General features: G+C 69.9%; 20 protein-coding genes. 14 read left to right on the top strand and 6 right to left on the bottom strand.

Annotated elements, in window-relative coordinates; all coding sequences use genetic code 11:
- The first annotated feature begins 12 nt into the window (after nt 1-12).
- A complete protein-coding gene (locus A4R44_RS44095) occupies nt 13-1,284 on the top strand; it encodes an acetyl-CoA carboxylase biotin carboxylase subunit family protein (RefSeq protein ID WP_067595430.1) in 1,272 nt (423 codons plus the stop codon).
- Nucleotides 1,285-1,546: 262 nt separating this feature from the next.
- Here the strand turns inward: A4R44_RS44095 and A4R44_RS44090 are convergent, their stop codons facing one another.
- Nucleotides 1,547-2,437: an alpha/beta hydrolase gene (locus A4R44_RS44090; RefSeq protein WP_067595414.1), complete on the bottom strand. Its 891-nt coding sequence runs from the start codon at nt 2,435-2,437 to the stop codon at nt 1,547-1,549.
- A gap of 72 nt (nt 2,438-2,509) precedes the next feature.
- Between A4R44_RS44090 and A4R44_RS44085 the strand changes: the two genes are divergently transcribed.
- Nucleotides 2,510-4,540, top strand: coding sequence for a CocE/NonD family hydrolase (locus A4R44_RS44085; RefSeq protein WP_067595412.1), 2,031 nt, complete (start codon nt 2,510-2,512; stop codon nt 4,538-4,540).
- A 5-nt stretch (nt 4,541-4,545) separates the two neighbouring features.
- Here the strand turns inward: A4R44_RS44085 and A4R44_RS44080 are convergent, their stop codons facing one another.
- A complete protein-coding gene (locus A4R44_RS44080) occupies nt 4,546-6,930 on the bottom strand; it encodes a molybdopterin oxidoreductase family protein (protein ID WP_067595410.1) in 2,385 nt (794 codons plus the stop codon).
- Nucleotides 6,931-7,037: 107 nt separating this feature from the next.
- On the opposite strand from A4R44_RS44080, the gene A4R44_RS44075 reads away from it, so the two are divergent.
- From A4R44_RS44075 to A4R44_RS44060, 4 genes are all read left to right on the top strand, one after another.
- The gene (locus A4R44_RS44075; RefSeq protein WP_067595408.1) at nt 7,038-7,478 is read left to right on the top strand and encodes a hypothetical protein; all 441 of its coding nucleotides are present in this window, start codon (nt 7,038-7,040) and stop codon (nt 7,476-7,478) included.
- Nucleotides 7,479-7,493: 15 nt separating this feature from the next.
- Nucleotides 7,494-8,696 (top strand): zinc-dependent alcohol dehydrogenase, encoded by a 1,203-nt coding sequence (locus A4R44_RS44070; RefSeq protein WP_067595428.1) that lies wholly within the window; start codon nt 7,494-7,496, stop codon nt 8,694-8,696.
- Nucleotides 8,697-8,923: 227 nt separating this feature from the next.
- On the top strand, nt 8,924-9,856 hold the full coding sequence (locus A4R44_RS44065) for a glycosyltransferase (protein ID WP_067595406.1): 933 nt from the start codon (nt 8,924-8,926) through the stop codon (nt 9,854-9,856).
- On the top strand, nt 9,856-11,067 hold the full coding sequence (locus A4R44_RS44060; RefSeq protein WP_067595404.1) for a glycosyltransferase: 1,212 nt from the start codon (nt 9,856-9,858) through the stop codon (nt 11,065-11,067). The genes A4R44_RS44065 and A4R44_RS44060 overlap by 1 nt, the downstream gene beginning before the upstream one ends.
- 32 nt (nt 11,068-11,099) lie before the next feature.
- Here A4R44_RS44060 and A4R44_RS44055 read toward each other — a convergent pair whose 3' ends face one another.
- The 3 genes from A4R44_RS44055 to A4R44_RS44045 are packed head-to-tail and all read right to left on the bottom strand — an operon-like array spanning nt 11,100 to nt 13,713.
- Nucleotides 11,100-11,990 carry a glycosyltransferase family 2 protein gene (locus tag A4R44_RS44055; RefSeq protein ID WP_067595402.1) on the bottom strand — a complete coding sequence of 297 codons (891 nt, stop codon included), beginning with the start codon at nt 11,988-11,990 and terminating at the stop codon, nt 11,100-11,102.
- Between the two features lie 2 nt (nt 11,991-11,992).
- The gene (locus tag A4R44_RS44050; protein WP_067595400.1) at nt 11,993-12,847 is read right to left on the bottom strand and encodes a glycosyltransferase family 2 protein; all 855 of its coding nucleotides are present in this window, start codon (nt 12,845-12,847) and stop codon (nt 11,993-11,995) included.
- Complete coding sequence (locus A4R44_RS44045; protein ID WP_067595398.1) at nt 12,844-13,713, bottom strand: polysaccharide pyruvyl transferase family protein; 870 nt, start codon at nt 13,711-13,713, stop codon at nt 12,844-12,846. Before A4R44_RS44045 ends, A4R44_RS44050 begins: the two co-directional genes overlap by 4 nt.
- Before the next feature lie 62 nt (nt 13,714-13,775).
- Between A4R44_RS44045 and A4R44_RS44040 the strand changes: the two genes are divergently transcribed.
- A complete protein-coding gene (locus tag A4R44_RS44040) occupies nt 13,776-14,729 on the top strand; it encodes an NAD-dependent epimerase/dehydratase family protein (RefSeq protein WP_067595396.1) in 954 nt (317 codons plus the stop codon).
- Here A4R44_RS44040 and A4R44_RS44035 read toward each other — a convergent pair.
- On the bottom strand, nt 14,726-16,000 hold the full coding sequence (locus tag A4R44_RS44035) for an IS701 family transposase (RefSeq protein ID WP_095214003.1): 1,275 nt from the start codon (nt 15,998-16,000) through the stop codon (nt 14,726-14,728). The two genes, A4R44_RS44040 and A4R44_RS44035, sit on opposite strands and share 4 nt — an antisense overlap.
- A 315-nt stretch (nt 16,001-16,315) precedes the next feature.
- On the opposite strand from A4R44_RS44035, the gene A4R44_RS44030 reads away from it, so the two are divergent.
- The 7 genes from A4R44_RS44030 (at nt 16,316) to A4R44_RS44000 (ending at nt 23,402) form a co-directional block, all read left to right on the top strand.
- Nucleotides 16,316-17,950, top strand: coding sequence for a carbamoyltransferase C-terminal domain-containing protein (locus tag A4R44_RS44030; protein ID WP_067595394.1), 1,635 nt, complete (start codon nt 16,316-16,318; stop codon nt 17,948-17,950).
- A gap of 20 nt (nt 17,951-17,970) precedes the next feature.
- Complete coding sequence (locus A4R44_RS44025; RefSeq protein ID WP_067595392.1) at nt 17,971-18,507, top strand: SIS domain-containing protein; 537 nt, start codon at nt 17,971-17,973, stop codon at nt 18,505-18,507.
- Entirely contained in the window at nt 18,504-19,871 is a 1,368-nt protein-coding gene (locus tag A4R44_RS44020; protein WP_067595390.1) for a PfkB family carbohydrate kinase, read from the top strand. The genes A4R44_RS44025 and A4R44_RS44020 overlap by 4 nt, the downstream gene beginning before the upstream one ends.
- Nucleotides 19,872-19,888: 17 nt before the next feature.
- Nucleotides 19,889-20,575 (top strand): SDR family oxidoreductase, encoded by a 687-nt coding sequence (locus tag A4R44_RS44015; protein ID WP_067595388.1) that lies wholly within the window; start codon nt 19,889-19,891, stop codon nt 20,573-20,575.
- Complete coding sequence (locus A4R44_RS44010) at nt 20,572-21,510, top strand: glycosyltransferase family 9 protein (RefSeq protein ID WP_067595386.1); 939 nt, start codon at nt 20,572-20,574, stop codon at nt 21,508-21,510. The genes A4R44_RS44015 and A4R44_RS44010 overlap by 4 nt, the downstream gene beginning before the upstream one ends.
- Entirely contained in the window at nt 21,503-22,939 is a 1,437-nt protein-coding gene (locus A4R44_RS44005; RefSeq protein ID WP_095214000.1) for a UDP-glucose/GDP-mannose dehydrogenase family protein, read from the top strand. The genes A4R44_RS44010 and A4R44_RS44005 overlap by 8 nt, the downstream gene beginning before the upstream one ends.
- Nucleotides 22,863-23,402 carry a flavodoxin family protein gene (locus A4R44_RS44000; protein ID WP_232792068.1) on the top strand — a complete coding sequence of 180 codons (540 nt, stop codon included), beginning with the start codon at nt 22,863-22,865 and terminating at the stop codon, nt 23,400-23,402. Before A4R44_RS44005 ends, A4R44_RS44000 begins: the two co-directional genes overlap by 77 nt.
- The last annotated feature ends 129 nt before the right edge of the window (nt 23,403-23,531 follow it).

Raw genomic sequence — 23,531 nt, 5'->3', positions numbered from 1 at the left:
GAAGAGTTGAAGATGACTGACGACGTGTTCGTGCTCGGTCTTGACGAGGAGAACGAGCGCATTCTGAAAAGACTCCCGTCTGCGGCCGGGCTGGGGTTCCGCCCGCTGCTCAGCCCGGACGAACTGCAGCACGGCGAGATCGACTTCCCGGACCTGATGAAGAAGGCCCGCCGGCAGCTGGAAGACTTTGGCGGCGCACCCGCAGCGATCGTGACCTATTGGGACTTCCCGGCCGCGACGATGGCGCCGCTTCTGTGCGAGGAATACGGCCTTCCGCACGTGCCGCTGCCCGCGGTGCTCAAATGCGAGCACAAGTACTGGAGCAGGCTTGAGCAGCGGCAGGTGATCGACGAGCTGCCGCCGTTCGGCATCGTCGACCTGGGCGGGGAGCCGCAGCCGCCGACGGGGGTGGATTTCCCGATGTGGCTGAAGCCGGTCAAGGGATTCTCGTCGGAACTGGCGTTTCACGTGCGGGACCAGCAAGGCTTCGCGGCCGCCGCGGGGGAACTCCGGGAAGGTGTCGGACGGGTCGGGGACCCGTTCGAGGACGTGTTGCGCCAGGTCGAGCTGCCGCCCGAGATCGCCGAGGTGGGCGGGGCCGCGTGCCTGGCCGAGTCGGAACTGTACGGGGTGCAGGCTGCGGTCGAGGGGTACGTGTGGAAGGGCGAGGTGCACGTGTACGCCGCGCTCGATTCGGTCGATTTCCCCGGCCGGTCGTCGTTTCTGCGGCACCAGTACCCGTCCCAGCTGCCGGACGAGACGGTCCGGCGGATGGCGGACATCGCCGAGCGCGTGATGCGCCAGATCGGCTTCGAGAACGGCACGTTCAGCATCGAGTTCTTCTGCGACCTGCAGTCCGGGCAGGTGAGCTTGCTGGAGATCAACCCGCGGCACTCGCAGTCGCATGCGGAGCTGTTCGAGCTGGTCGACGGCGTGGCCAACCACGAGATCATGGTCCGGCTCGGGCTCGGCCAGGAACCGGGTTTCCCGCGCGGTCGCGGGCGCTACCACATCGCCGGTCGCTGCTACCTGCGCCGCTTCGACGGCGACGCGGTGGCGACCCGGATCCCGACCGAGGCCGAGATCGTCGCGCTGTGCGAGGAACTCGGCGGCACGACGATCTCGATCACGCCGGAGACGGGCCAGCGGCTGTCGGAGCTGCCGGAGCAGGACAGCTACTCCTTCGAGTTGGCGGAGCTGATCATCGGCGCGGACACCGAGGAAGAACTTGAGGCCAAGTACCGGCAGTGCGAGGAAAGGCTGCGCTTCGAATTCGAGGACTGAACGAGAAGGGAGAGGGTCGAGGGCGACGTCGAGACGCGCTGTGAGAACCCGCTGTGGAAGAACGCGTGGAGGGACGTCAGCGTGCGGCGAACACGGCGAAGTCCGGGGAGGAAGCGGTGAAAACGGGACGGCACATGGCGAAGGTTCTAGGCACTGTCCGCGCTGCCCGCAACGAGGACGAAGCAGCGACCCGCCGCGACGACTACGGACGAGTCGTCGCGGCGGGTCGCTGCCGCTGGAATGACGCCGGGGCCATGGGGGATTACCGGCGCAGGATGCGTTCCAAGTGGTTGCGGGCCTGGCGGCCCTCGGGGATCTGTTGCATCAGCCAGTTGTGGAACATGCCTGGGTACTCGGCGTAGTCGACGTCGATCCCGGCGTCGCGGGCGCGGCAGGCGAAGCGGCGGGCGTCCGGCAGCAGGACGTCGCGGGTGCCGATGAACAGGCTGAACGGCCCGAGCCCGGTCAGATCCGCGTAGAGCGGGCTGATCCGCGGGTCGTGCGGGTCGGTGCCCTCGGCGTACATGTTGCCCGCTTCGCGCAGGCCGGTGATGCCGAGCATCGGGTCGTGTTCGTCCAGTACGACGGAAATCGGGTCTTCCAGCGTCACGTCCAGCCACGGCGAGAGCAGCACGGTCTGTTTCGGCTGCTGGCGGCCCTCGTCGCGGAGCCGCTGCGCGACCGACAGCGCGAGCGCGGCACCGGCGGAATCTCCCGACAGGACGGTGTTTTCCGCCGGTTCGGCGCCGAGTGTCTGCTCGAACGCGGCCTGCACCATGGGAAGCGTTTCGACGTTGCTGTGCCGCGGGACCAGCGGGTAGATCGGCAGCGTGACCGTGCAGCCGAGCCGGCGCACGAGGTCAGCGGCGAACTCCCAATGGTGCGATTCGATTTCCTCGACGTATCCTCCGCCGTGCAGATGGAACACGTGCAACCCGGCTTTGGCGCGCGGCCGCACGGTCCAGCACGCGAACCCGTGCACCTCGCGGCGTTCGAGGTCGAAGTGCTTGCGCAGCTTCCGCGGCGGCCGGGCTTGCGACGGCCGCTGGTGGCGGTGCAGGCGCTGGTGCAGCACGCGGGCGTCGTCGTAGAAGGCCTTCTGCCTCGTCGCGCGCAGGTACGTCTGATACAGCTGGGCTTTCATGCTGATCATGCGGAACGGGTACCCGTTCTCCCGCTGTCGGCAACACCGTTTCGGGGGCGCCGCGCCGGGTACCCGGCAGGCATGATCACGCGCGCACTTTCCTCGCTGCCGTACGAGATCATCGAAGACGAGGACGTCCGGATCCCGGTTTCGGACGGCACCCGGCTCGCGGCGCGGATCTGGCGGCCCGCCGGATCGGAATCGCTGCCCGTGCCGGGGATCGTCGAGTACATCCCGTACCGCAAGCGAGACCTGACCTCTGTCCGCGACTCGGTCCACCATCCTTACCTGGCCGGGCACGGCTACGCCTGCGTGCGCGTCGACCTGCGCGGTTCCGGGGAATCGGAGGGCGTGCTCGCGGACGAGTACTTGGAACAGGAGCAACAGGACGCCGAGGACGTGCTGGCCTGGCTCGCCGGCCGGCCGTGGTGCAGCGGGCGCACCGGCATGATGGGCCTGTCGTGGGGCGGGTTCGCCGCGCTGCAGGTCGCGGCGCGGAAACCGCCGAGCCTCGGCGCGATCGTCATCTCTTCGTTCACCGACGACCGGTTCGCCGACGACATGCACTACATGGGCGGCTGCCTGCTGTCGGACAACATCGCCGAGTCCGGGACGATGTTCGGCGAGGCGACGATGCCGCCGGACCCGGCGCTGGTGGGGGAGCGCTGGCGCGACCTGTGGCGGGAACGGCTGGAGAACTGCAGCCTGTGGGCCGAGCAATGGCTGCGCCACCAGCGCCGGGACAGTTATTGGCGGCACGCCTCGGTTTCCGAGGACTACGCCGGGGTGCGGTGTCCGGTGCTCGCGTCCAGCGGCTGGGCCGACGGGTATTCCAACGCGGTCACCCGGTTGCTGGCGCGGCTCGACGTGCCGTGCCGCGGGCTGATCGGGCCGTGGTCGCACAAGTACCCGCACCTCGGCGAGCCCGGTCCGGCGATCGGCTACCTGCAGGAGGTGGTGCGCTGGTGGGATTACTGGCTCAAGGACGTCGACAACGGCGTGCTGGACGGGCCGGTGCTGCGCACGTGGATGCAGGAGAGCGTGCCGCCGTCGACGTCCTATGAGGACCGTCCCGGCCGCTGGGTCGGCGAGGCGGAATGGCCTTCGCCGCATGTCCGGCCGACGGAGTACGCCCTCGCGCGGCACCGGCTCGCGCGACCCGGCGAGTCGGTGGCCGAGGAACAGTTGAGCGTCGCGTCGCCGTTGTCGGTCGGGCAGTTCGCCGGCAAGTGGGCTTCTTACAGCGCGCCGCCGGACCTGCCGTACGACCAGCGGGAGGAGGACGGCGGGTCGCTCGTGTTCGACACGGACGTGCTCACCGAGCGTTGCGAGATCCTTGGCGCGCCGAGGGTTCGGCTGCGGGTTTCGGCGGACCGGCCGGTGGCGATGGTGGCCGCGAGGCTGTCGGACATCGCCCGCGACGGCCGCGCGACGCGGGTCACGTACGGTCTGTTGAACCTGACGCACAGGGACGGCCACGAGGAACCGAAACCGCTTGCCCCGGGTGAAGAGTGCACTGTGGACTTCGAGCTGAACGGGGTGGCGCAAGCGTTTCCGGCCGGCCATCGGATCCGGCTAGCACTGTCCACTTCGTACTGGCCGCTCGCGTGGCCGCCGCCGGAGCCGGTCACCCTGAACGTGCGGACCGGCGCGAGCGCGCTGACCCTGCCGGTGCGGCCGACCGGCGAACCGGACGAGGTCCCACCGGAGGAGTTCGGCGAGCCGGAAGGGACGCCGCCGGTGCCGACCACGCAGGTCAGCCAGCCGGAGCAGGCGTGGACGGTGTCGCGGGACCTCGTCGAGTACCGCTCGGCGCTGGACGTGGTGAAGAACTCCGGCACGATCCGGTACGACGACATCGGCCTGGAAATCACGCGGGACGTGCACGAGCGCTACACGTGGGTGGCGGACGACTTCTGTTCGCCGGTCGCGGAGACGTCGTGGACGGTGACTTTCGAGCGGGACGACTGGCTGGTGCGGACGGAGACTTATACGCGGGTGAGCTGTACGCCGGAGGAGTTTGTGATCGACGCGCAGTTGGACGGGTTCGAGGGGCAACGGCGGCTGGTGTCGCGGAATTGGCATCGGAGGGTGCCGCGCGACCTCCTCTGACGGCGTCATTCCACGAACTGTTCGGACACCGCCCGGTTGCCGCGCGCGATGGACTTCCTCGGAATTCCGGCAGAGACCTTGCGCAGCGTGGCGGCGGCTGTCTTGAACAGCGGCTGCTTCGACACCGGATCCCAGTCCGTGACGGTCAGCTCGTTGGCCGCGCGGACGCCGTCCGCGCCGGTCGGGTCGGCGGTGTCCCAGTAGCCGTAGTGGAACGGCAGGAACAGCACTCCGTCGCGGATTCCGCAGGGACGCGCCTTGGCGTGGACGCGTCCGCGCGGGGTGCGGATTTCGATGAGGTCGCCCTCGGTGATTCCGGCGTGTTCGGCGTCCGGCCAGGACAGTTCGGCCCAGACTTCCGGGGCGGCCGTTTCCAGCTGCGGTGCGCACCCGGTCTTTGTCCGCGTGTGGAAGTGGTACAGCGTCCGCCCGGTGATCAAAGCGAACGGATATTCGGCGCTGGGCGGTTCGCTCGGCACCAGGTACTCCGCAGGCTTGAGCATGGCTTTGCCGTACGGGTTGTACTCGCGGTATTCCTCGGGCTTGACTGGCTCGCCGGTGTGCAGATCCTTGCCGTATTCCTCGCAGTAATCCGGATCGGCGAAGAACTTGCCGTCCGCGTAAAGGCGTTCGGTGCCGTCCGGGTGGGCTTCGTCGACCGGCCACTGGACTCCGCTGACCACGCTGAGCTTCTCATAGGAGAGTCCACTGTAGTCACAAGGCCGCCCAGCGGACGCCTTCTGCCAAGCTACGTAGGCGGATTCAGCGTCGTGCCACGGCGGGTAAGAAGCGCCGTCACGGTCGCGCAGATCCATCCGGCGGGCGTAGTCGAGGAAGATGTCGAGGTCTGGCCGTGCTTGTCCGGGCGGGTCGACCGCTTTCTCGGACAGATGCACGGTGCGGTCGGCGTTCGTGAACGTTCCGGTTTTCTCGCCCCACATCGCCGCGGGCAGCACGACGTCGGCGAATTCCGTGGTTTCCGTGGCGAACGCGTCTTGCACGACGAGAAAAAGGCTCTCCTGGCCGAGAATCTTCCGGACTCGCGCGAGTTCCGGCAGTGACACCGCGGGGTTGGTCGCGGAGATCCACCAGAACCGCAGGTCGCCGCTTTCGGCGAGGTCGAGCATCTTCATCAGGTGAGTCGGCGGGCCGTCGTGCGGGATCTGCTCCGTCGGCACGTTCCACAGTTCGGCCAGCCGCGCCACGTGCGCATTGTTGTTCCAGTTCCGGAATCCGGTGAGATCGCCGTCGGCACCGCATTCGCGGGTGTTCTCGGCGGTCGGCTGGCCGTTCATCTGCAGGACCCCGCAGCCTGGTTTGCCCAGCATTCCGCGCAGCAGCGCGAGGTTGTTCACCTGCACCGCGGCGGCGGTCGCCTGGTGCGATTGGTAAAACCCTTGCAGCACCGTGCACAAGAGACGCTTGGCTGTCCCGACCAGCCGTGCCGCGGAACGGATCTCGTCCGCCGGGACCTCGCAGATCGACGCCGCTCGCTCAGGCGGATAGTCGCGGACGACCTTGACGAGGTCGTCGTAGCCCACGGTGTGCTCGTCGAGCCAAGCCTTGTCGCACCAGCCGTGGTGGATCACCTCGTGCAGGATTCCGTTCATCAGCGCGACATTCGTGCCGGGCAGCGGACTCAGATGCAGCTCAGCGGCTTCCGCGACCGGCGTTTTCCGCGGATCCACGCAGAGCAGGCGTGGCGGTTGCGGACCGGCGAGCCGGTCGAGGATGCGGGACCACAGCACCGGTTGCGTCGCGGCGACGTTGTGCCCGAACAGCGCGATGACGTCGGCGTGGTCGATGTCGGTGTAAGAAGACGGCTGGCCGTCGCACCCGAAGCTTTCCTTCAGCGATTCGCCCGCGGTCGCGGTGCACAACCGCGTGTTGCCGTCGAGGTGGTTCGTGCCGAGCGCGCCGCGCGCGATCGCGGCGAGCGTGTAGTACTCCTCGGCGAAAAGCTGTCCGCTGGTGTAGAAGCCGAGCGAACTGGGGCCTTCGGTGTCGAGCAATTCGCGGCTGTGTTGGACGATCCGGTTCATCGCTTCGTCCCAAGTGGACTCGCGGAGCGCGCCGTTGTGGCGCACGAGCGGCGTGCGCAGCCGGTCCGGTGCGTTGTTGGCCTGCCAGCCGAAAAGATCTTTGGGGTCGAGCCGTCCGCGGTTGACGCGGTCGTCGGCCCGGCCGCGGACGCCGGCGATCCGGCCGTCTTTCACCGCGAGGTCGAGGCCGTCGCCATTGGAATGCAGGACCGCGGCGGTGCGCACCCAGCGGTCGATGTCGCCCGCCCCGACGCCGTCGGCGAGATGGCAGTCGACGCGCACCGGCCAGTCCTCGCCCGGACCGTACGGCGAGCGCGTGCCCCATGGCTCGGCAATTCCGTCCCGCACCCTGTCTCCCTCTTTCGGTCCGACTCGCGCGGATACCCCGGCAGGCGGCGGTCAAACTCCGGGTTTCGCTCGCTGCCGCTCGGGTACGCCGCCGGGAGGAGGCGCAGATGGCTGAGCGGATGCTCGTAGTCCTGGACGAAGCGGCGAAAAGCGACGCCCTGCACGCTTGGCGGCAGGTCGCTCCGGAACACCGGATCGTGCACTGTCCGCCGGACCGGGCTCCCGTGCTGCTCGAAGCGGCCACCGACGCCAAGCCGCTGGCCGACGTGGTGGCGGGCGGCCGATTAGTGCCGGTGGCGCTGCGGCTGGCCGAGCGGTATCCGGACGCGGTGCGGCCGGGCCTGATCCGGAGGGCAACCGCCGCGGGTCCGGCGAGTGGTTCGCCGCGCAGGGCGCCCGCGTCGCCTCGGTCCGCGAGGCCGGGTCGAGGTCGAGGTGCTTCCGCACGGCCCGGCCGGGGCTCCGCTGACCGAACCGCGGGTCGCCGCGGCCGTGGCGGCGACGCTCGACCGGCTTCCCCCAGTCCGCCGCCCGGACTGGTGACTTGAGAGGGAGTGAAGGAAGTGAAGGCTGTGGTGTGGCACGGAACCGGGGACATCCGGCTCGACGAGGTGCCTGATCCGAAGATTCTCGAACCCAGCGACGCGATCGTGCGGATCACTCGCAGCGCGATCTGCGGCACGGACCTGCACCTGGTGCGCGGCACGATGCCTGGCATGGCGGAAGGCACTGTGCTCGGGCACGAGGCGGTGGGCGTGGTCGAAGAGGTCGGGCCCGCGGTGCGCGGGTTCTCGCCCGGCGACCGCGTGGTGATCCCGTCGACCGTCTCGTGCGGCACGTGTTCCTACTGCCGCGCCGGCTACCATGCGCAGTGCGATCGCGCGAACCCGAACGGCCCGTCCGCGGGCACCTGCTTCTTCGGCGGGCCGGAGGCCACCGGCTCGGTCGACGGGCTGCAGGCGGAGTACGCGCGGGTCCCGTTCGCGATGACCTCGCTGGTCCGGATCCCGGACGCGGTGAGCGACGACCGTGCGATCCTGCTGTCCGACATCTTCCCGACGGCGTGGTTCGGCGCGCGGCTGGCCGAGGTCAGCCGCGGGGACAGCGTGCTGGTGCTCGGTGCCGGGGTGGTCGGCCAGTTCGCGATCGCGTCGGCGAAACGGCAGGGTGCCGGCCGGGTGTTCGCGGTCGACGGCATCGCGTCGCGGCTGGACAAGGCGCGCGAGCAGAACGCCGAGACGGTCAACTTCAACGAGGACGACCCGGTCGCGCTCGTCCGCGAACTCACCGGCGGGATCGGCGTCGATCGGGTGATCGACGCGGTCGGCGTGGACGCGGAACGGCCGAAGACCGGCCCCGCAGCGTCGGTGGACACCGACAAGTTCGAGCAGGAACGCGCCGAGGTCGCGCCGGACGCGGTGCCGGACGGTGACCTGTGGGTGCCCGGCGACGCGCCGAGCCAGGCTGCGCGCTGGGCGGTGGACGCGGTCGCGAAGGCGGGCAGCATCGGCGTGATCGGAGTCTACCCGCCGGGATTCGAGGGCTTCCCGTTCGGCACCGCGATGAACAAGAACCTCACCATCCACATGGGCAACTGCAACCATCGCCGCTACCTGCCGGAGCTGCTGGACCTCGTGCGCACGGACGTCGTCGATCCGACCGCGTTCATCACGCGCCGCGAGGAGCCGACGGCCGCGATCGAGGCGTACGAGTCGTTCGACCGGCGCGAGGACGGCTGGCTCAAAACGGTGCTGGAGGCGGCATGACCAACGAGTGTCATCCGAGGCAGCAGACGGCGAACCTCCGACGCACCCAAGTCGAGGAGGAGCGTCCGCCTCGGCGGCCGGAACCGGAGAGTTCGCTGGTAGACAAGGAAGGCCGGTCGAAGCGCGGGCACCCTCGGCTGGGCGACAATTTCCGCGGCGAAAGCTCAGCGGGATACCCGGTGGCTCGGCTGGTTTAACGTCGAATCCCCGCGGTTAAGCCAAAGCCCATGAGGATCCTGCTGTGGCATGTGCACGGATCGTGGACTGACGCATTCGTCCGCGGCCGGCACGAGTACTTCGTCCCGGCAAGTCCCGAGGGCGCACCGTGGGGGTCGGGCCGGATGGGACGAGACTGGCCGACGGTGACCGAGGTTCCCGTCGACCGGCTCGCGGACGCCCAGCCGGACGTGGTCATGCTTCAGCGGCCGGAAGAAGCGGGTTTCGTCCGGCCGCAGCTGGGCTCGCGGGTGCCGATGGTCTACGTCGAGCACAATGCGCCGCGGCACGGCGCGGCGGTGTCCCGGCATCCGATGGCGGGTCAGGGCGAGGTGCCGATCGTGCACGTCACCTCGTACAACGCGCTCATGTGGGACAACGGGATCGCGCCGGCGGTCGTCATTCCGCACGGCATTCCGGACCCCGGCGAGCGCTACACCGGCGAGCTGCCCGCGGGCGCGGCGATGATCAACGAACCGCGCCGCCGCGCTCGCGTGACCGGGGCCGATCTCCTGCCTGCGTTCCGCGAAATCGCACCGGTGAACGTGTTCGGCATGGGCACCGCAGGGCTGCCCGGCGGGCAGGGCGACGTGCGTCCGCCGCGGTTGCACGACGAACTCGCCCGGCACCGCGTGTATCTGCACACCGCGCGCTGGACGTCGCTCGGCCTGTCGCTGCTGGAAGCGATGCACCTGGGCATGCCGATCGTCGCGGTCGCCTCCACGGAAGCGCCTTCGGCAGTGCCCCCGGACGCCGGGGTGTGTTCCGCCGACGTCGAAGTGCTCGCGCGGCGGTTCCGCGAGCTGGTGCACGAACCCGATTTCGCCGTGCTGGCGGGGAAGGCGGCCCGCGACCACGCGCTGGCGCACTTCGGTCTCGACGCGTTCTTGTGCCGGTGGGACCGCCTGCTCGCCGAAACCGTCCCCGCTGCGGAAGGAGTCTGATGAGGATCTCAATGGTGTCCGAACACGCCAGTCCGCTCGCCGCGCTGGGGGAGGCCGACGCGGGCGGGCAGAACGTCCATGTGGCCGGCCTTTCCGCCGCACTGGCGCGGAGCGGCCACGACGTCACTGTCTACACGCGACGCGACCATCCGGACGCGCCCGCGACGGTGGAGACGCCGGCGGGTTATCGCGTTGTGCATGTCCCGGCAGGTCCGGAGCGCCGACTGCCGAAAGACGAACTTTTGCCGCACATGGGGGAATTCGGTAGCTGGCTGCGCGACCGGTGGACGGAGGAGCCGCCGGATGTGGCGCACGCACACTTCTGGATGTCCGGCGTGGCGACGGTTCTCGCCGCGCGCGAGGTCGCGGTGCCGACGGTGCAGACTTTTCACGCGCTCGGCGTGGTGAAACGGCGCCACCAAGGGGATGCCGACACGAGCCCGCCGGACCGGATGCGACTGGAGCGGATGGTCGGCAAGCAGGTCGACCGGATCGTCGCGACCTGCTCGGACGAGGTCTTCGAATTGGCCCGGCAAGGGGTGCCGCGGCAGCGGATTTCGGTAGTGCCGTGCGGGGTCGACCTTGACCGGTTCGGCGCGGGCGGCCCGGTGGTGCCGCGGACTGCGCCCAAGCGGCTGGTGTCGGTCGGGAGGCTGGTGCCGCGCAAGGGGTTCGACGTGGCGATCGCCGCGTTGTCGCGGGTACCGGAGACCGAGTTGGTGATCGCGGGAGGTCCGGCTTCCGGAGCGCTTTCCCAGGACCCGGAGGCGCGTCGGCTGCGGCGGCTGTCGGAGCGGCTCGGGGTGGCTGACCGGGTGCGGCTGGCTGGTCAGGTGAGCCGGGCGGACATGCCGGGCTTGTTGCGTTCCGCGAACGCGGTGCTGTGCACGCCGTGGTACGAGCCGTTCGGGATTGTTCCGCTGGAAGCGATGGCGTGCGGAGTACCGGTGGTGGCTGCCGCGGTCGGCGGCTTGACCGACACGGTGGTGGACGGGATCACCGGCCGCTTGGTGCCGCCGCGCGACCCGGCCAGGCTGGCGGCTCGGTTGCGTGCGTTGCTGGCCGAGCCCACGGAGCTGGAGGCGTTGGGGACAGCGGGGCGGGAGCGGGTCCGGGCACGGTACTCGTGGGACCGAATCGCGGCGGAGACCGTGCGCGCGTACGAGAAAGCCGTGCCGGTCGGCGAGTCCGGCTGGGCTGCCGTGCGCTGACCGCTATCCCTAGGGGAGTCCTTCGCGGGCCGCTATCCGGTGTACCGGCGCGCGGCCGACGTGCGTTGTGGTTTTTCCAGCAGCCGCAGCCCGTGCTCGATCTCGGCCGGAACCACGGCCCGCTCGCGGAGCACCCAGGGGAGGCCGCGCAGGCACTCCGCGACGGCGGCGACTGTCGTCCGGTCCCGGGGCGCGGAAGCCAGCACCGCAGCTCCCCGGCGGAACACCGAACGCCACGGGCGGCGCAACATCAACGTCCACAAGGTATTCCGGATTCCCAGCCCCCGCCGCCGGCGCGGATCGCGCAGTTTCGACGGGGCGTGGTGGATCACGACGTCCTCCCGCCAGCACATCCGCCAGCCGAGCGCGGCGAGGTCGAGCGCGAGCAGTTCCTCCTCCCCGCCGAGCCACAGCCGCGGCGAGAAGCCGCCGGCGTCGCGGAAGGCCTGGACCCGGAACATCGTCAGCCCGGCCAGCACCCCGAGCAGCGCCGGACCGGGCAGCCACGCAGGGCGCGGCACCGGTGAAAACCGCAGTTCCGGCGTGATCGGGTCCTCTCGCAGGTCCGGTTCGACCAGGCAGCGTCCGGTCACCGAACCGAGACCGGGGTGCGCGTCCAGCACGTCGGCCGCGCGGGTGAGGGAACCCGGTTGCCAGGTGGTGTCGTCGTCGCAGAACGCCACGTATGGCGTCGTCACCTCGCGGACCGCGATGTTGCGGCCGACCGCGCCGAGGTTCCGGTCGAGCTTGATCAGCCGCAGCTCGGGGAAGTCGCGGGCGACGAGGTCGGCGGTGCCGTCGGCGGACGCGTTGTCGACCACCAGGATCGGCGGCTGTTCGGGCAGGGCGACCAGGTGCTGGAGAGTTCCCCGCAGCTGTTCGCGGCGGTTGTGCGTGATCACCACAACGGACGTCCGGTCCATGGTCATCCTTCCGTCAGCCGGGCTTGTCGTTCGATTGCGGCGGGCAGCACGCGACGGCGGGCCAGTGCGTGTGGCAGCCGGATCGCGGCGGCGGCTAGTGCGGCAAGCAGACCTGGTTCTCGCCGAGCGCGGGCGAGCAGCCGACGGAGTTGGTTCGCGCAGACGTCGGCCGGTCGTCGTTGCCAGCTGATGAGCAGCTGATTGCGGGTCTCGGCACGCTGCCGCCAGCCCGGAGATGGTCGCGATGACGACGGATAATGGTGAGCCACCACGTGTTTCGCGTAGCAGAGTTGCCACCCGGCTGCGGCGAGGTCGTAGGACAGCAGCTGTTCCTCGGCGCCGAAATGCAGCATCGGGCTGAATCCGCCGGCCTGCAGAAAAGCTGACCGCCGGACGATCGCTGAGCAGGCCAGGAAACCGAGCACGAGCGGACCGGGGGCGTCCGGCGGAGTTCCCAGCGGGCTGTGCGCTAGGGCCGGGGTGATGGGGTCGTCGCGTTCTTCCGGGCCGACCAAAGTGCGTCCGGTGAGGAGGCCGAGCCGCGGGTGGGCGGCGAAGAGCTTTTCGGCCCGGGGGAGTGCGTCCCGGGCCCACCAGGAGTCGTCGTCGCTGAACGCGACATACGGCGTCCGGGCGGCGATGACGCCCTGGTTGCGCGCTGCGGCACCGTGATTGTGCTGGCTTCGGATCACCCGTACCTGTTCGAAGGAAGCGGCGAGCTCAGCTGTGTGGTCCGTCGAGCCGTTGTCCAGGACGATCACCGGCGGCGGCGGGTCGATGGTGGACAGTTCGGCGAGGGTGCGGGCCAATTCCTCGGCCCGGTTGCGGGTGGCTACGACGACGGTCGTCCGGTTCACGGCATTTCCTTGAGCGCGCCGACGAGTTCGGCCAGCGGTCCGGGGGACGGGTGTTCCGCGGCGGCGCGGGCGCGTGCCTCGGCGGAGCAGCACCATTCGAACCACTTGTCGAGGTCGGCGCGCGTGGCGTTCGCGGGCAGGACGGCGGGCCAGCGCAGTGCGTGCGCCTGTGCGGTGACTTTGCCGCCGTGCGCGATCGGATCGACGGCGAGCACCGGGACACCAGCCTTCAGGCCGAGGGCGAGGCCGTGCAATCGGGTGCTGACCAGGACGTCCAATCGGGACAGCGTGCTCACGAACTGGTCCGGCGTCGCGCAATGCCGCCAGTCGTCGGTGGCGAGGCGGGTGTCGAGCGGGACGCGGCCGCAGTCCAGGTCGCGCAGCCATTCGGAGAGGGTCGCGTGCACCGTGTCGTGCCGGCGGTCCGCGCCGTACTCGGGCTGGCCGGGCGCGAGCACCACGCCGACTACCGGCGGCGATTCGACCCACGCGGCGAAGGAAAGATCGGCAGCGCAGGTGTCGCCGTCGTCGCGGGCGAGGACCACGTCGAACCCGGTGACGGCGGCGTCCGCCGGATCGGGCACGGACACGCCGATCGCCAGCCGCCGGCACTGCGGGTAACGCTGGTGCAGCTCTCGCAGTTGCGTGCCGCGCAACGGGCCGCAGGCGAAGACGACGTGGGTGAAGGCGTCCGGCGCAGCGTCGTCAAAATGCGGGCCTTCGGGATGGAACGTGGGGCTCCACACGGTCAGGTGATCGACCCCTGCGTGGGTCAGGACCTCGCTCACCGCGCGTAAACTCAGCACGTCGCCCGCAGTGGCCTCGCCGTGCCGGAAACTCGCCCAGCCGGTCAGGAGTACTCGCATGCCCTGCGGTTACCCATGAGCCGCAGGGGTTAACGCAGGGCTGCGCGGGTATCCGGCGCGGCATGGTTTTCTCCCACGCGGTAGTCACCGGCGGAGCCGGATTCGTAGGCGCGCGTCTGTGCGCGAAACTCCTCGAAGAGGGCACGAGAGTGACCGCGGTGGACAATCTCGCGACGGCCCGGCCCGGCGCGCTGGACGCCGTCGCCGGGCATCCGCGGTTCCGGTTGCTGGAGCACGACGTGACCAAGCCGATCCCGGTTCCCGGTGCCGTCGAGGTCGTCTTCCACTTAGCCTCTCCCGCGTCTCCTAAGGACTACTTCCGGCTGCCGCTCGAGACGATGCGCGCGGGTTCGGCAGGCACCGAGAACGCCCTCGATGCGGCGCGTGGGACGCGGTTCGTTCTCGCGTCGACCAGCGAGGTGTACGGCGATCCGCTGGAGCATCCGCAGCGCGAAACCTACTGGGGCAATGTGAATCCGGTCGGCCCGCGCAGCGTGTATGACGAGGCCAAGCGTTACGCCGAGGCGTTGACCAGCGCGATGCGACGCAGCGAAGGCGCGAACACCGGGATCGCGCGCATCTTCAACACTTACGGCCCCGGCATGCGCTCGGACGACGGGCGGATGGTGCCGTCGTTCATCACCCAGGCGCTCGCGGGCGAACCTCTCACCGTCGAAGACAGCGGACGGCAGACGCGGTCGTTGTGCTTCGTGGACGACACCGTTGACGGGTTGCTCGCCCTGGCGCGGTCGGAGCATTCCGGACCGGTGAATATCGGCAACCCCCAGGAGCTTTCGGTACGGGAAATCGCGGAGCAGGTGATTGCGATCACCGGATCTTCTTCGCGGATCGTGCATGTCGACGCGGCGGTGGACGATCCGCGCCGGCGGTGTCCGGACATTTCGCTCGCGCGCCGGGCGCTTGGCTGGGCACCGCGAGTTTCGGTGGCGGAGGGGCTGCGGCGGACGGCGGGGTGGTTCGCGGGGCAAGGTCTCGTGAGTGCGTGTCGCGGTTAGTACTCCAGCTGTAGTTCGTGATTGGGCGCTGGTTGCTGGTGTTGTCGCTGGTAGTGGCTTTGGCGGGCTTGGTGCTGGTGTCGTCGGCGCCAGGCGGACCAGGTCAGGACGTCGGCGGCGCGGCGGGCAGGTTGGAGTGTGAGCTGGGCATAGAGGTGCCTGATCTCGTTGCGTGTCGACGGGATCAGGCCCTCGGGTGGTGGTGTGTCGCGGGTGTGGGCTGCGGCGATGGCGAGGAAGGCGTGCGCGAGCATCACCAGGGTGGTCCAGCGATACCAGGAGGTCCAAGTGCGGACCTGGTGCTGGTCGAGGCCGGTGAGTTCTTTGCCGGTCTGGAAGGTCTCCTCGATCGTCCAGCGTCGCCCGGCGACGCGCGCGAGCTCGGCCAGTGAGACGCGGCGGGGGCTGTAGCAGCGGTAGAACGCCGTGTCCCCGGTGCGTCGGTTGCGGCGCATCAGCATCCAGTGATACCCGGTCTTGCCTGCCAGGCGCAGCCGGATGCGGGCCCACAGGCAGTAGCGCCGGCCTTTCGCGCCCGCCCCGGCAGAGAGCTTCTGCCAGGCCCGCTTCGGCAGCGCGGCGGCCCGCTCATCGGCTCTGGCATTCTCCCCGCCGGCCCCGGGAATGCGGTGGTCACAGGCCACGGCCAGCACATAGGCCTGGTCGCGGGCCTCGAGCGGATCCCGCAAGCCGGCGGCGTCTTTGCCGTAAGCCTCGTCGCCGGTCACCCATCCCACCTTCACGCCTGCCTCCAGCGCCCGGGTGATCATGGCCAACGCGAGCCGGGATTTCGTGGTGAACAGGTTATGCGCGGGCACGCCGGCTCGTTCCCGCCGCGTCTGGTCCCCGGCCCAGCTTTCGGGCAGGTAGAGCTCGCGGTCGATGAACGTGTGCCCGGCCGGGGTGGAATACACCAGGAACACCGACATCTGCGAGTTCTCGATCCGGCCCGCGGTGCCGGTGTATTGCCGCTGCACCCCGACCGGCTCGACGCCCTTCTTCAGGTCGCCGGTCTCGTCGATGACCAGCATCGCATCCCGGTCGCCCAGCTGCTCGACTACGACCTCGCGCAGGTCGTCGCGGACCCCGTCGGCGTCCCAGGTCGCGCGCGAGAGCAGATTCTGCATCCCATCCGGGGTCCGGTCCCCGACTGCCTCAGCGACGGTCCAGCAGTTCACCCGCGCCAGCCCGGCCAACAGCCCCTGCACGAACCGCCCAGCCCGCCGACGCGACTCCACCCGCACGAACCGGTGCCCGACCCGCAGCAACATCTCACCCAGCAGCGACTGCCACCCCGCAGGGTCTACGCTGGCAGCCGCGGCCACCACACGATCTTGAGTCGTCCTCACAAACACCCATGATCACGCGGTGGCCGCACCCATCTCACCAACCCCCTCCAGCAAGATCACGAACTACAGCTGGAGTACTAACCGTGATCGCCACGCACGAGCCCTGACCGGGCGTCGCTTCGCGGAGTAGCGACGTCCTGGGCTTTTCCGGCTGATTCGTTTATCCCCGACTTCGCCGGGTAGTGCTCCCGGGACAGCGGACCATCCGGGTCCGCGCCGGAGCGAAGGGGTGAGCGGGTGCGCTTCCTGGGAATCAACGCGGTGTTCCACGATCCCGCCGCCGCGCTCGTCGTCGATGGACGGATCGTCGCGGCGGCCGAGGAGGAGCGGTTCAGCCGGCGCAAGCACGGCAAGCAGGCGGTGCCGTTTTCGGCGTGGGAACAGCCGGGGCAGGCCGCCCGCTGGTGCCTCGAGCGGGCCGGGCTCATCGCGGCGGACCTCGACGCGGTCGGGTTTTCCTACGATCCGGACCTGGTCGAACCCGGCCTCGCCAGGCACGATCCCAGCGGCGAGGAACTGCGCACCGAATTCGCCCGCCGCGCTCCGAAATTCCTCGCCAGCGAACTGCCTGGATTGGACCAGACGAAGGTCAAGTTCGTCCGGCACCACGTCGCGCACGCTGCGTCGGCCGCGCTCGCCGGACCATGGGGCGACACGGCGGTCTTGGTCGCGGACGGGCGCGGCGAAAGCATGTCGTACCTGGCTGGCGAGTATCGCGACGGACGGCTCAAAGAGCTTGCCGCGCAAAAACTTCCGCACTCACTGGGTCTGTTCTACGAGGATCTCACCGAGCACTTGGGCTTCGCGCGGTCGAGCGACGAGTACAAAGTCATGGCGCTGGCGTCCTATGGCGGACCGGTGCATCTCGACTACCTACGAGAGCGCGTCTACGTGACCGGAGACGGGGGATTTCGCACCGAGCTGATCGACTGGTCCGCACTCGCCCCGCGCTGTTCTCCCGGCGAGGAATTGACGCGTCGGCACGCTGATCTCGCGTCCAGCGTCCAACATGTGCTGGAGGAAGTGCTTCTCGACCTCGCCTGCTGGTTGCACGACCGGACCGGCCAACGGACGTTGACTCTGGCCGGCGGCATCGCGCTCAACTGTGTCGCCAACACCCGGCTGCACGCGGAAAGCCCGTTCGAGTCGATCTGGATTCAGCCCGCCGCCGGAGACGCCGGAACCGCGCTCGGAGCAGCACTCCAGCTGGCGGCAGACGCGGGCGAGCGGATCGAACCGATGTCTGACGCCGCCCTCGGTCGCGAATGGACTGACGACGAGCTGGAATCCCTTCTGCAGAAGGCGAAACTGGACTACGAGCGTCCGGACGACGTCTCGGACGCGGTGGCGGAGGCACTGGCGGACGACCAGATCGTGGCCTGGTTCCAAGGCCGCGCCGAATTCGGCCCGCGTGCACTCGGGCACCGGTCGTTGCTCGCGCACCCCGGCCGCGCCGGGAACCTGGAGCGGCTCAACGACGTGAAGGGCCGCGAGCAATTCCGGCCGGTGGCTCCGATGGTGCTCGCCGGCCGCGCGGCGGAGATCTTCTCGCGTGGCCCGTTCCCCAGTCCCTACATGCTTTTCGTGCACGACGTCGTCGAAGCGTGGCGCGACCGGCTGCCTGCGGTGACCCACGTGGACGGCACCGCGAGGGTGCAGACTGTCGGCCCGGCAGACGATCCGCGGACCGCTCGGATGCTTTCCGGATTCGCGGACCGGACCGGTCTTCCGGTCGTCGTCAACACGAGCCTGAATACCGCGGGACGGCCGATGGTCGATTCCCCGCGCGACGCGTTGGAGTGTTTCGGTTCGGCTCCGGTGGATGTTCTGGCGTTGGGGCCATTCCTGGTCCGGCGTCACCGGGACCGCTGACTTTTCGAGGAGGTGCCGTCATGGCAGACCACTTCGCCGACTTGTGTTCGGCCGCGCAACGATTGCGTTTCGCCACCCCGCGCATTGCCGCGTGGGGAACCTGCCTGGCCAGTGTTTTCGAGAACGGCGGGCGGTTGCTCGCGTGCGGCAACGGCGGTAGCGCCGCCGAAGCCCAGCACCTGACCGGCGAGCTGGTGGGCCGGTTTCGACGCGAGCGTCGTCCGCTGTCGGCGATCGCGCTGCACGCCGACACCTCAGCGCTGACCGCGATCGGCAACGACTACGACGAAGCCGAACTCTTCGCTCGCCAGGTCCGCGCACACGGACGGCCGGGTGACGTGCTCGTCTGCCTGTCAACCAGCGGCNCGAAGACGGCTCACGAGATGGGCGTGACCACCTGGGCGTTCACCGGACCGGTGCCGAACCCGCTCGCTGCGCTGTGCGACGACTCAGTGGCGGTCGACGCGCCGAGCATGGCCACGGTGCAGGAACTGCATCTGGCGCTGGTGCACGCGCTGTGCGAAGCCTTGGACGACGCACTCGGGGTGCCGGCGTGAAGCCGCTGGTGGTGGTCGGCGACGTCTTCCTCGACGTGGACGCCGAGGGCGTCGCGGAGCGGCTCTGCCCGGACGCCCCGGTCCCGGTCGTCGACGTAACGAGCCGGTGGCTGCGCGCTGGCGGGGCGGGTCTTGCCGCGCTGCTGGCGGCCCGGTCCGCCGCTGAGGTGGTCCTCGTGACCGCGCTCGGCGGCGATCGTTCCGCCCGCACGCTCGCTGGTCTGCTCGAACCGGAAGTGACTCTGGTGCCGGTCCCGCTGGAGGGCGGCACAGTGTCGAAGACCCGAATTCGCGCGGCCGGGCAATCGTTGGTGCGCTTGGATTCCGGCGAAGGAACCGCGTCCGCCGACGTCCTGCCGGACCGGGCGGAGCGCGCGTTGCGCAGTGCCGGGGCGATCCTCGTGGCCGACTACGGCCGGGGCATCACCCGCAACCCGCGGCTGCGGGAGGTGCTGACCGAACTGGCAGCGGAGATTCCGGTGGTGTGGGACCCGCATCCGCGCGGGGCCGAGCCGGTGCCAGGAACGCGACTGGTCACGCCGAACGCCGGCGAGGCGACCGCGGTGGTTCCGGACGCGCTCGAGATGCCCGGCCTGCTGCGGGAACGCTGGAATGCCGACGCGGTCGCCGTGACTATCGGTTCCCGGGGGGCGCTGGTCGACGACGGCAAGTCGGTGCGCCGGATCTCGGTGCCGGAAGGCGCGCGAGTCAGCGGCAGCGCGACGGACACTTGCGGCGCGGGCGACCGGTTCGCAGCGGCCGCGGCTGCCCGATTGCTCGACGGTGCTTCGGTTACGGAGGCTGTGCGCGTCGCGGTCGAGGCGGCAGCTCGGTTTGTCGCAGCGGGCGGGGCCAGCGCACTGTCCATCGAGGAAGGACGGATGTCCATTGCGGATACGAAGGATTTCGCCGCGGGAAATGCTTTTGCCGTAGCGGAACGAGTCCGCGCGGCGGGCGGGCGGCTCATCGCGACCGGCGGCTGTTTCGATCTCCTGCACCCCGGGCACGTCAGCCTGCTGGGCCAGGCGCGCGCTCTCGGCGACGCACTCGTGGTGTGCGTGAATTCGGACAGTTCCGTGCGCCGGTTGAAAGGCCCGAGGCGCCCGCTGCTGTCCGCGCAGGACCGAGCCCGCCTGCTGACCGCACTGTCCGTTGTGGACGCGGTCGTGGTTTTCGGCGAATCGTCGCCGGTCCCGATCCTGGAGCGGCTGCGGCCGGACGTCTGGGTGAAGGGCGGCGACTACGCCGAGGCGGAACTGCCCGAACGGACGGTGGTCGAGCGGTACGGCGGCGAGGTCGTCCTGGTGCCGACGCTGGCCGGTTATTCGACGACGAGGCTGGTCGCCGCCGCGACCGGCCAGTGAATCTTCGAGGGAGTCAGATGCGTTCTCTTGGCAATGTCCTGATCACCGGCGGCGCGTCGGGTCTCGGCGCGGCGACGGTCGAAGCGGTCCGCGCGGAAGGGGGCGCCCCGTGGGTGCTCGACCGCGCCCGGCCCGCCGGCGGAGTGGAATTCGTGCAGGTCGACCTCGCCGACTCCGCTGCGGCCGAGGAAGCCGTACGCGAGGTGGCCGAACGGGCGGGCGGACTTGACGGGGTGGTGACCGCCGCGGGAATCGACGCGTGCGGCCCGCTCGGCGAGGTCTCGGCGAAGGACTGGGAGCGGGTTGTCCACGTGAACCTCCTGGGCACCGTCGCCGTGGTGCGGGCCGCCCTGCCGTATTTGGACCAGTCACACGGCCGGATCGTCACCGTGTCCTCGACGCTCGGCATCAAGGCAGTCAGCGACGCAACTGCGTACTGCGCCTCGAAATTCGGCGTCGTCGGTTTCACCCGCGCGCTGGCCGCGGAGCTCGCGGGCCGGGTCGGGGTGACGCTGCTCGTGCCGGGCGGGATGTGGACCCGCTTCTTCGACGACCGGACGGAGCAGTACCGCCCGCCCGCCGACGCGAAGCTGAACCGGCCGGAACATGTCGCCGGAACGATCGCGTTCGCGCTCGGCCAGCCGCCGGACGCGGAGGTGCGGGAACTCGTGGTGTGCGCTTCAGAAGAGGGATCGTGGCCATGAGCGTCCTGGCTCTGCGTGCCCTCGGAATCGGCGACCTGCTCACCGCGGTCCCGGCGCTGCGCGGCCTGCGCCGAGCGTACCCGGAAGAACGCCTCGTGCTGGCCGCGCCGGAATGGCTGCGGGACCTGGTCGAACTGGTCGACGCGGTGGACGAACTGCTTCCCACCCCCGGCCTCGGCGCCCTGCACTGGCCGGGCCCGCCCCCGCGACTGGCGGTGAATCTGCACGGCAACGGCCCGGAGAGCATCCGCGACCTGACGGCCGTCCTGCCGGACACGCTGCTCACGCACCGGAATCCGGCCGTCCCGGAGATCCCGGGCCTGGACTGGACGCCGGGCATCCACGAGGTCGACCGCTGGTGTCGGCTGGTCGAATACGGCGAATGCCCAGCCGACCGCCGGGACCTGCGGATCTCTCCGCCGCCAGGACCGAGTCCCGCGCCGGGGGCGGTCGTCGTGCACCCGGGCGCGGCGTTCCCCGCCCGGCGCTGGCCGCCGGAAAGATTCGCCGAGGTGACACGCGACCTGGCCGCGTCCGGGCACCGCGTGGTGCTCACCGGCGCGGCAGCCGAACGCGATCTGGCGGAGGAGGTCGCCACGCGCGCCGGGCTGGGTCCGGAGGCGGTGCTCGCCGGACGGACCGGGCTGGCCGAACTGGCCGCGCTCGTGGCCGAAGCGGCGCTGGTGGTGTGCGGCGACACCGGCGTCGGGCACCTCGCGACCGCTTTCGGCACGCCGTCGGTCCTGCTCTTCGGCCCGACGCCGCCCCGATGCTGGGGCCCGCCGCGGGACGTTCCGCAGCACGTCGTGCTGTGGATAGGCGACGTCGGCGACCCGCACGGCGCAGAACCGGACGCCGGATTGCTGCTGCTGAGCACGGACCGCGTGCTGGCGGCGGCCCACTCGGTGCTGCGCCAAGGGGTGTCGCATGGCTGAGCGGATCGGCGTCCTCGGAGCGGGCTACGTCGGGCTGACGACGGCGGCCTGCTTCGCCGCGATGGGCCATCAAGTGTCCGCTGTGGACATTGACAGGGCCAAGGTTTCCCGGCTGCGGGCAGGAAAAGTCGACCTCGCCGAGCCGGGGCTGGCGGAGCTGGTCGCCGAAGGCCTCCGGGAGAGGACGCTGGCCTTCTCCGGAGACTTCGCCGCGGTCGCCGGGTCGACGATGGTGTTCCTGTGCCTGCCGACGCCGCCCGGCGAGGACGGCACGCCGGACCTTCGTGCGCTCCGCAGCGCTCTCGGCGACCTCGGCCGAGCGCTCGCGCCGGGTACGGTCGTGGTGACGAAATCGACCGTCCCGGTCGGGACCGCGCAACGCATTCCGGAGTATCTCGGCCGCGCCGACCTTCCGGTGGTCAGCAACCCGGAGTTCCTGCGCGAAGGCCGTGTCGTGGATGACTTCCGGTGCCCAGATCGGGTTGTCATCGGTGCTGATCCGCCGGATTCGCCCGCCGCGGACCGGGTTGCGCGGCTCTACCGGCCGACCAAAGCCAGGGTCGTGCGCACGAGCAGCGCGAGCGCTGAGCTGGCCAAGTACGCCAGCAACGGATTCCTCGCGGTGAAGGCGTCGTACGCGAACACGCTGGCCGAATTGTGCGAACAGTGCGGCGCGGACGTCCGCGACGTGTCCGGGGTGATGGGCCTCGACCCGCGGATCGGCCCGCATTTCCTGGCTCCCGGCCCAGGCTGGGGTGGATCCTGCCTGCCGAAGGACGCCAGCGCCCTGTTGCGGGCGGCGGATTCGGCAGGCGTCGAGTTCGGGCTCCTGCGCGACGCGGTGCGGGTGAACGCCCGGCAGCGCACGCGAATGGTCCGCGCGATCCGGACGGCGGCGACCGGGCGTCGGGACGGTTCGCTGGACGGCGTCCGGATCGGCGTGCTGGGCCTGGCGTTCAAGGCGGGCACCGGCGATGTGCGCGATTCCCCTGCGGTCGCGGTCGCGGCCGAACTGGTCCGGCACGGTGCCGAGGTCACCGCGTACGACCCTGCTGTCCAGTCCGAAATGGACGGAGGGATCGTCGTGGACGATCCCTACCTGGTCGCGAAAGACGCGGCCGCGCTGGCTGTCCTCACCGAATGGCCGGAGTTCCGCGACCTCGACTGGCGCCGGCTCGCCGAAGCGGCGGGCCGGCCGGTCGTGGTCGACACCCGCAATGTGCTCGATCCGACCGTACTCGCCGAGGCCGGGTTCGCCCGGATCGGCGTCGGCATCCCGATGGAGGTTTCTGATGCGTGTTCTCGCTCTTGGCTGCACCCTCAAGCGGTCGCCGGACCGCTCCAGCAGCGACCTGATCGCCCGGCAGCTGCTCGATCTGTTCGCCGAAAAGAGGGTGACCGGAGAACTGGTCCGGGTGGCCGACCATGACGTGCGCCCCGGCATCGAGGCGGACATGGGCGACGGCGACGAGTGGCCGGAGATCCGGCGCAAGGTCGCGGCCGCGGACGTCGTGCTGATCTCGACGCCGACCTGGGTGGGTCACATGTCGAGCGTCGCGCAGCGGGTCGTGGAACGGCTGAACGCCGAACAGTCCGAGACCGGCGACGAGGGCCGCCCGGGGATGTTCGGCAAGGTCGGGGTCGTCGCGGTGGTCGGGAACGAGGACGGGGCGCACAAGATCACCGCGGATCTTTTCCAGTCGCTCAACGACATCGGCTTCACGATCCCGGCGCAGGGCGGCACGTACTGGAACGGGGAAGCGATGAAGGGCGGCGATTACCAGGACCTGGACGAGACGCCGGAGACGGTCGCTTCGACCAACGCGACGCTGGTGCGGAACGCGGTGCATCTGGCGGAGTTGCTGGGCGAGCAGCAGTATCCGGCTTCGTGACGGGCTGGCCGGCCTGGCGCGGACCGGTCGCTTTCGCGCCATCGCGGTGGAGACGCGTGAGGGGAACCCTGCGGGAATCTGCTTGGGTTCTAGTGGTGGTTGCAACGCCTGAGTTGTGCAGGGGTTGCC

This window comes from Amycolatopsis sp. M39 (assembly GCF_001651785.1).
Classification (GTDB): Bacteria; Actinomycetota; Actinomycetes; order Mycobacteriales; family Pseudonocardiaceae; genus Amycolatopsis; species Amycolatopsis rubida.
Note: the sequence above shows the minus strand (reverse complement) of the source record. Positions and strands in the feature narration are given on the sequence as shown.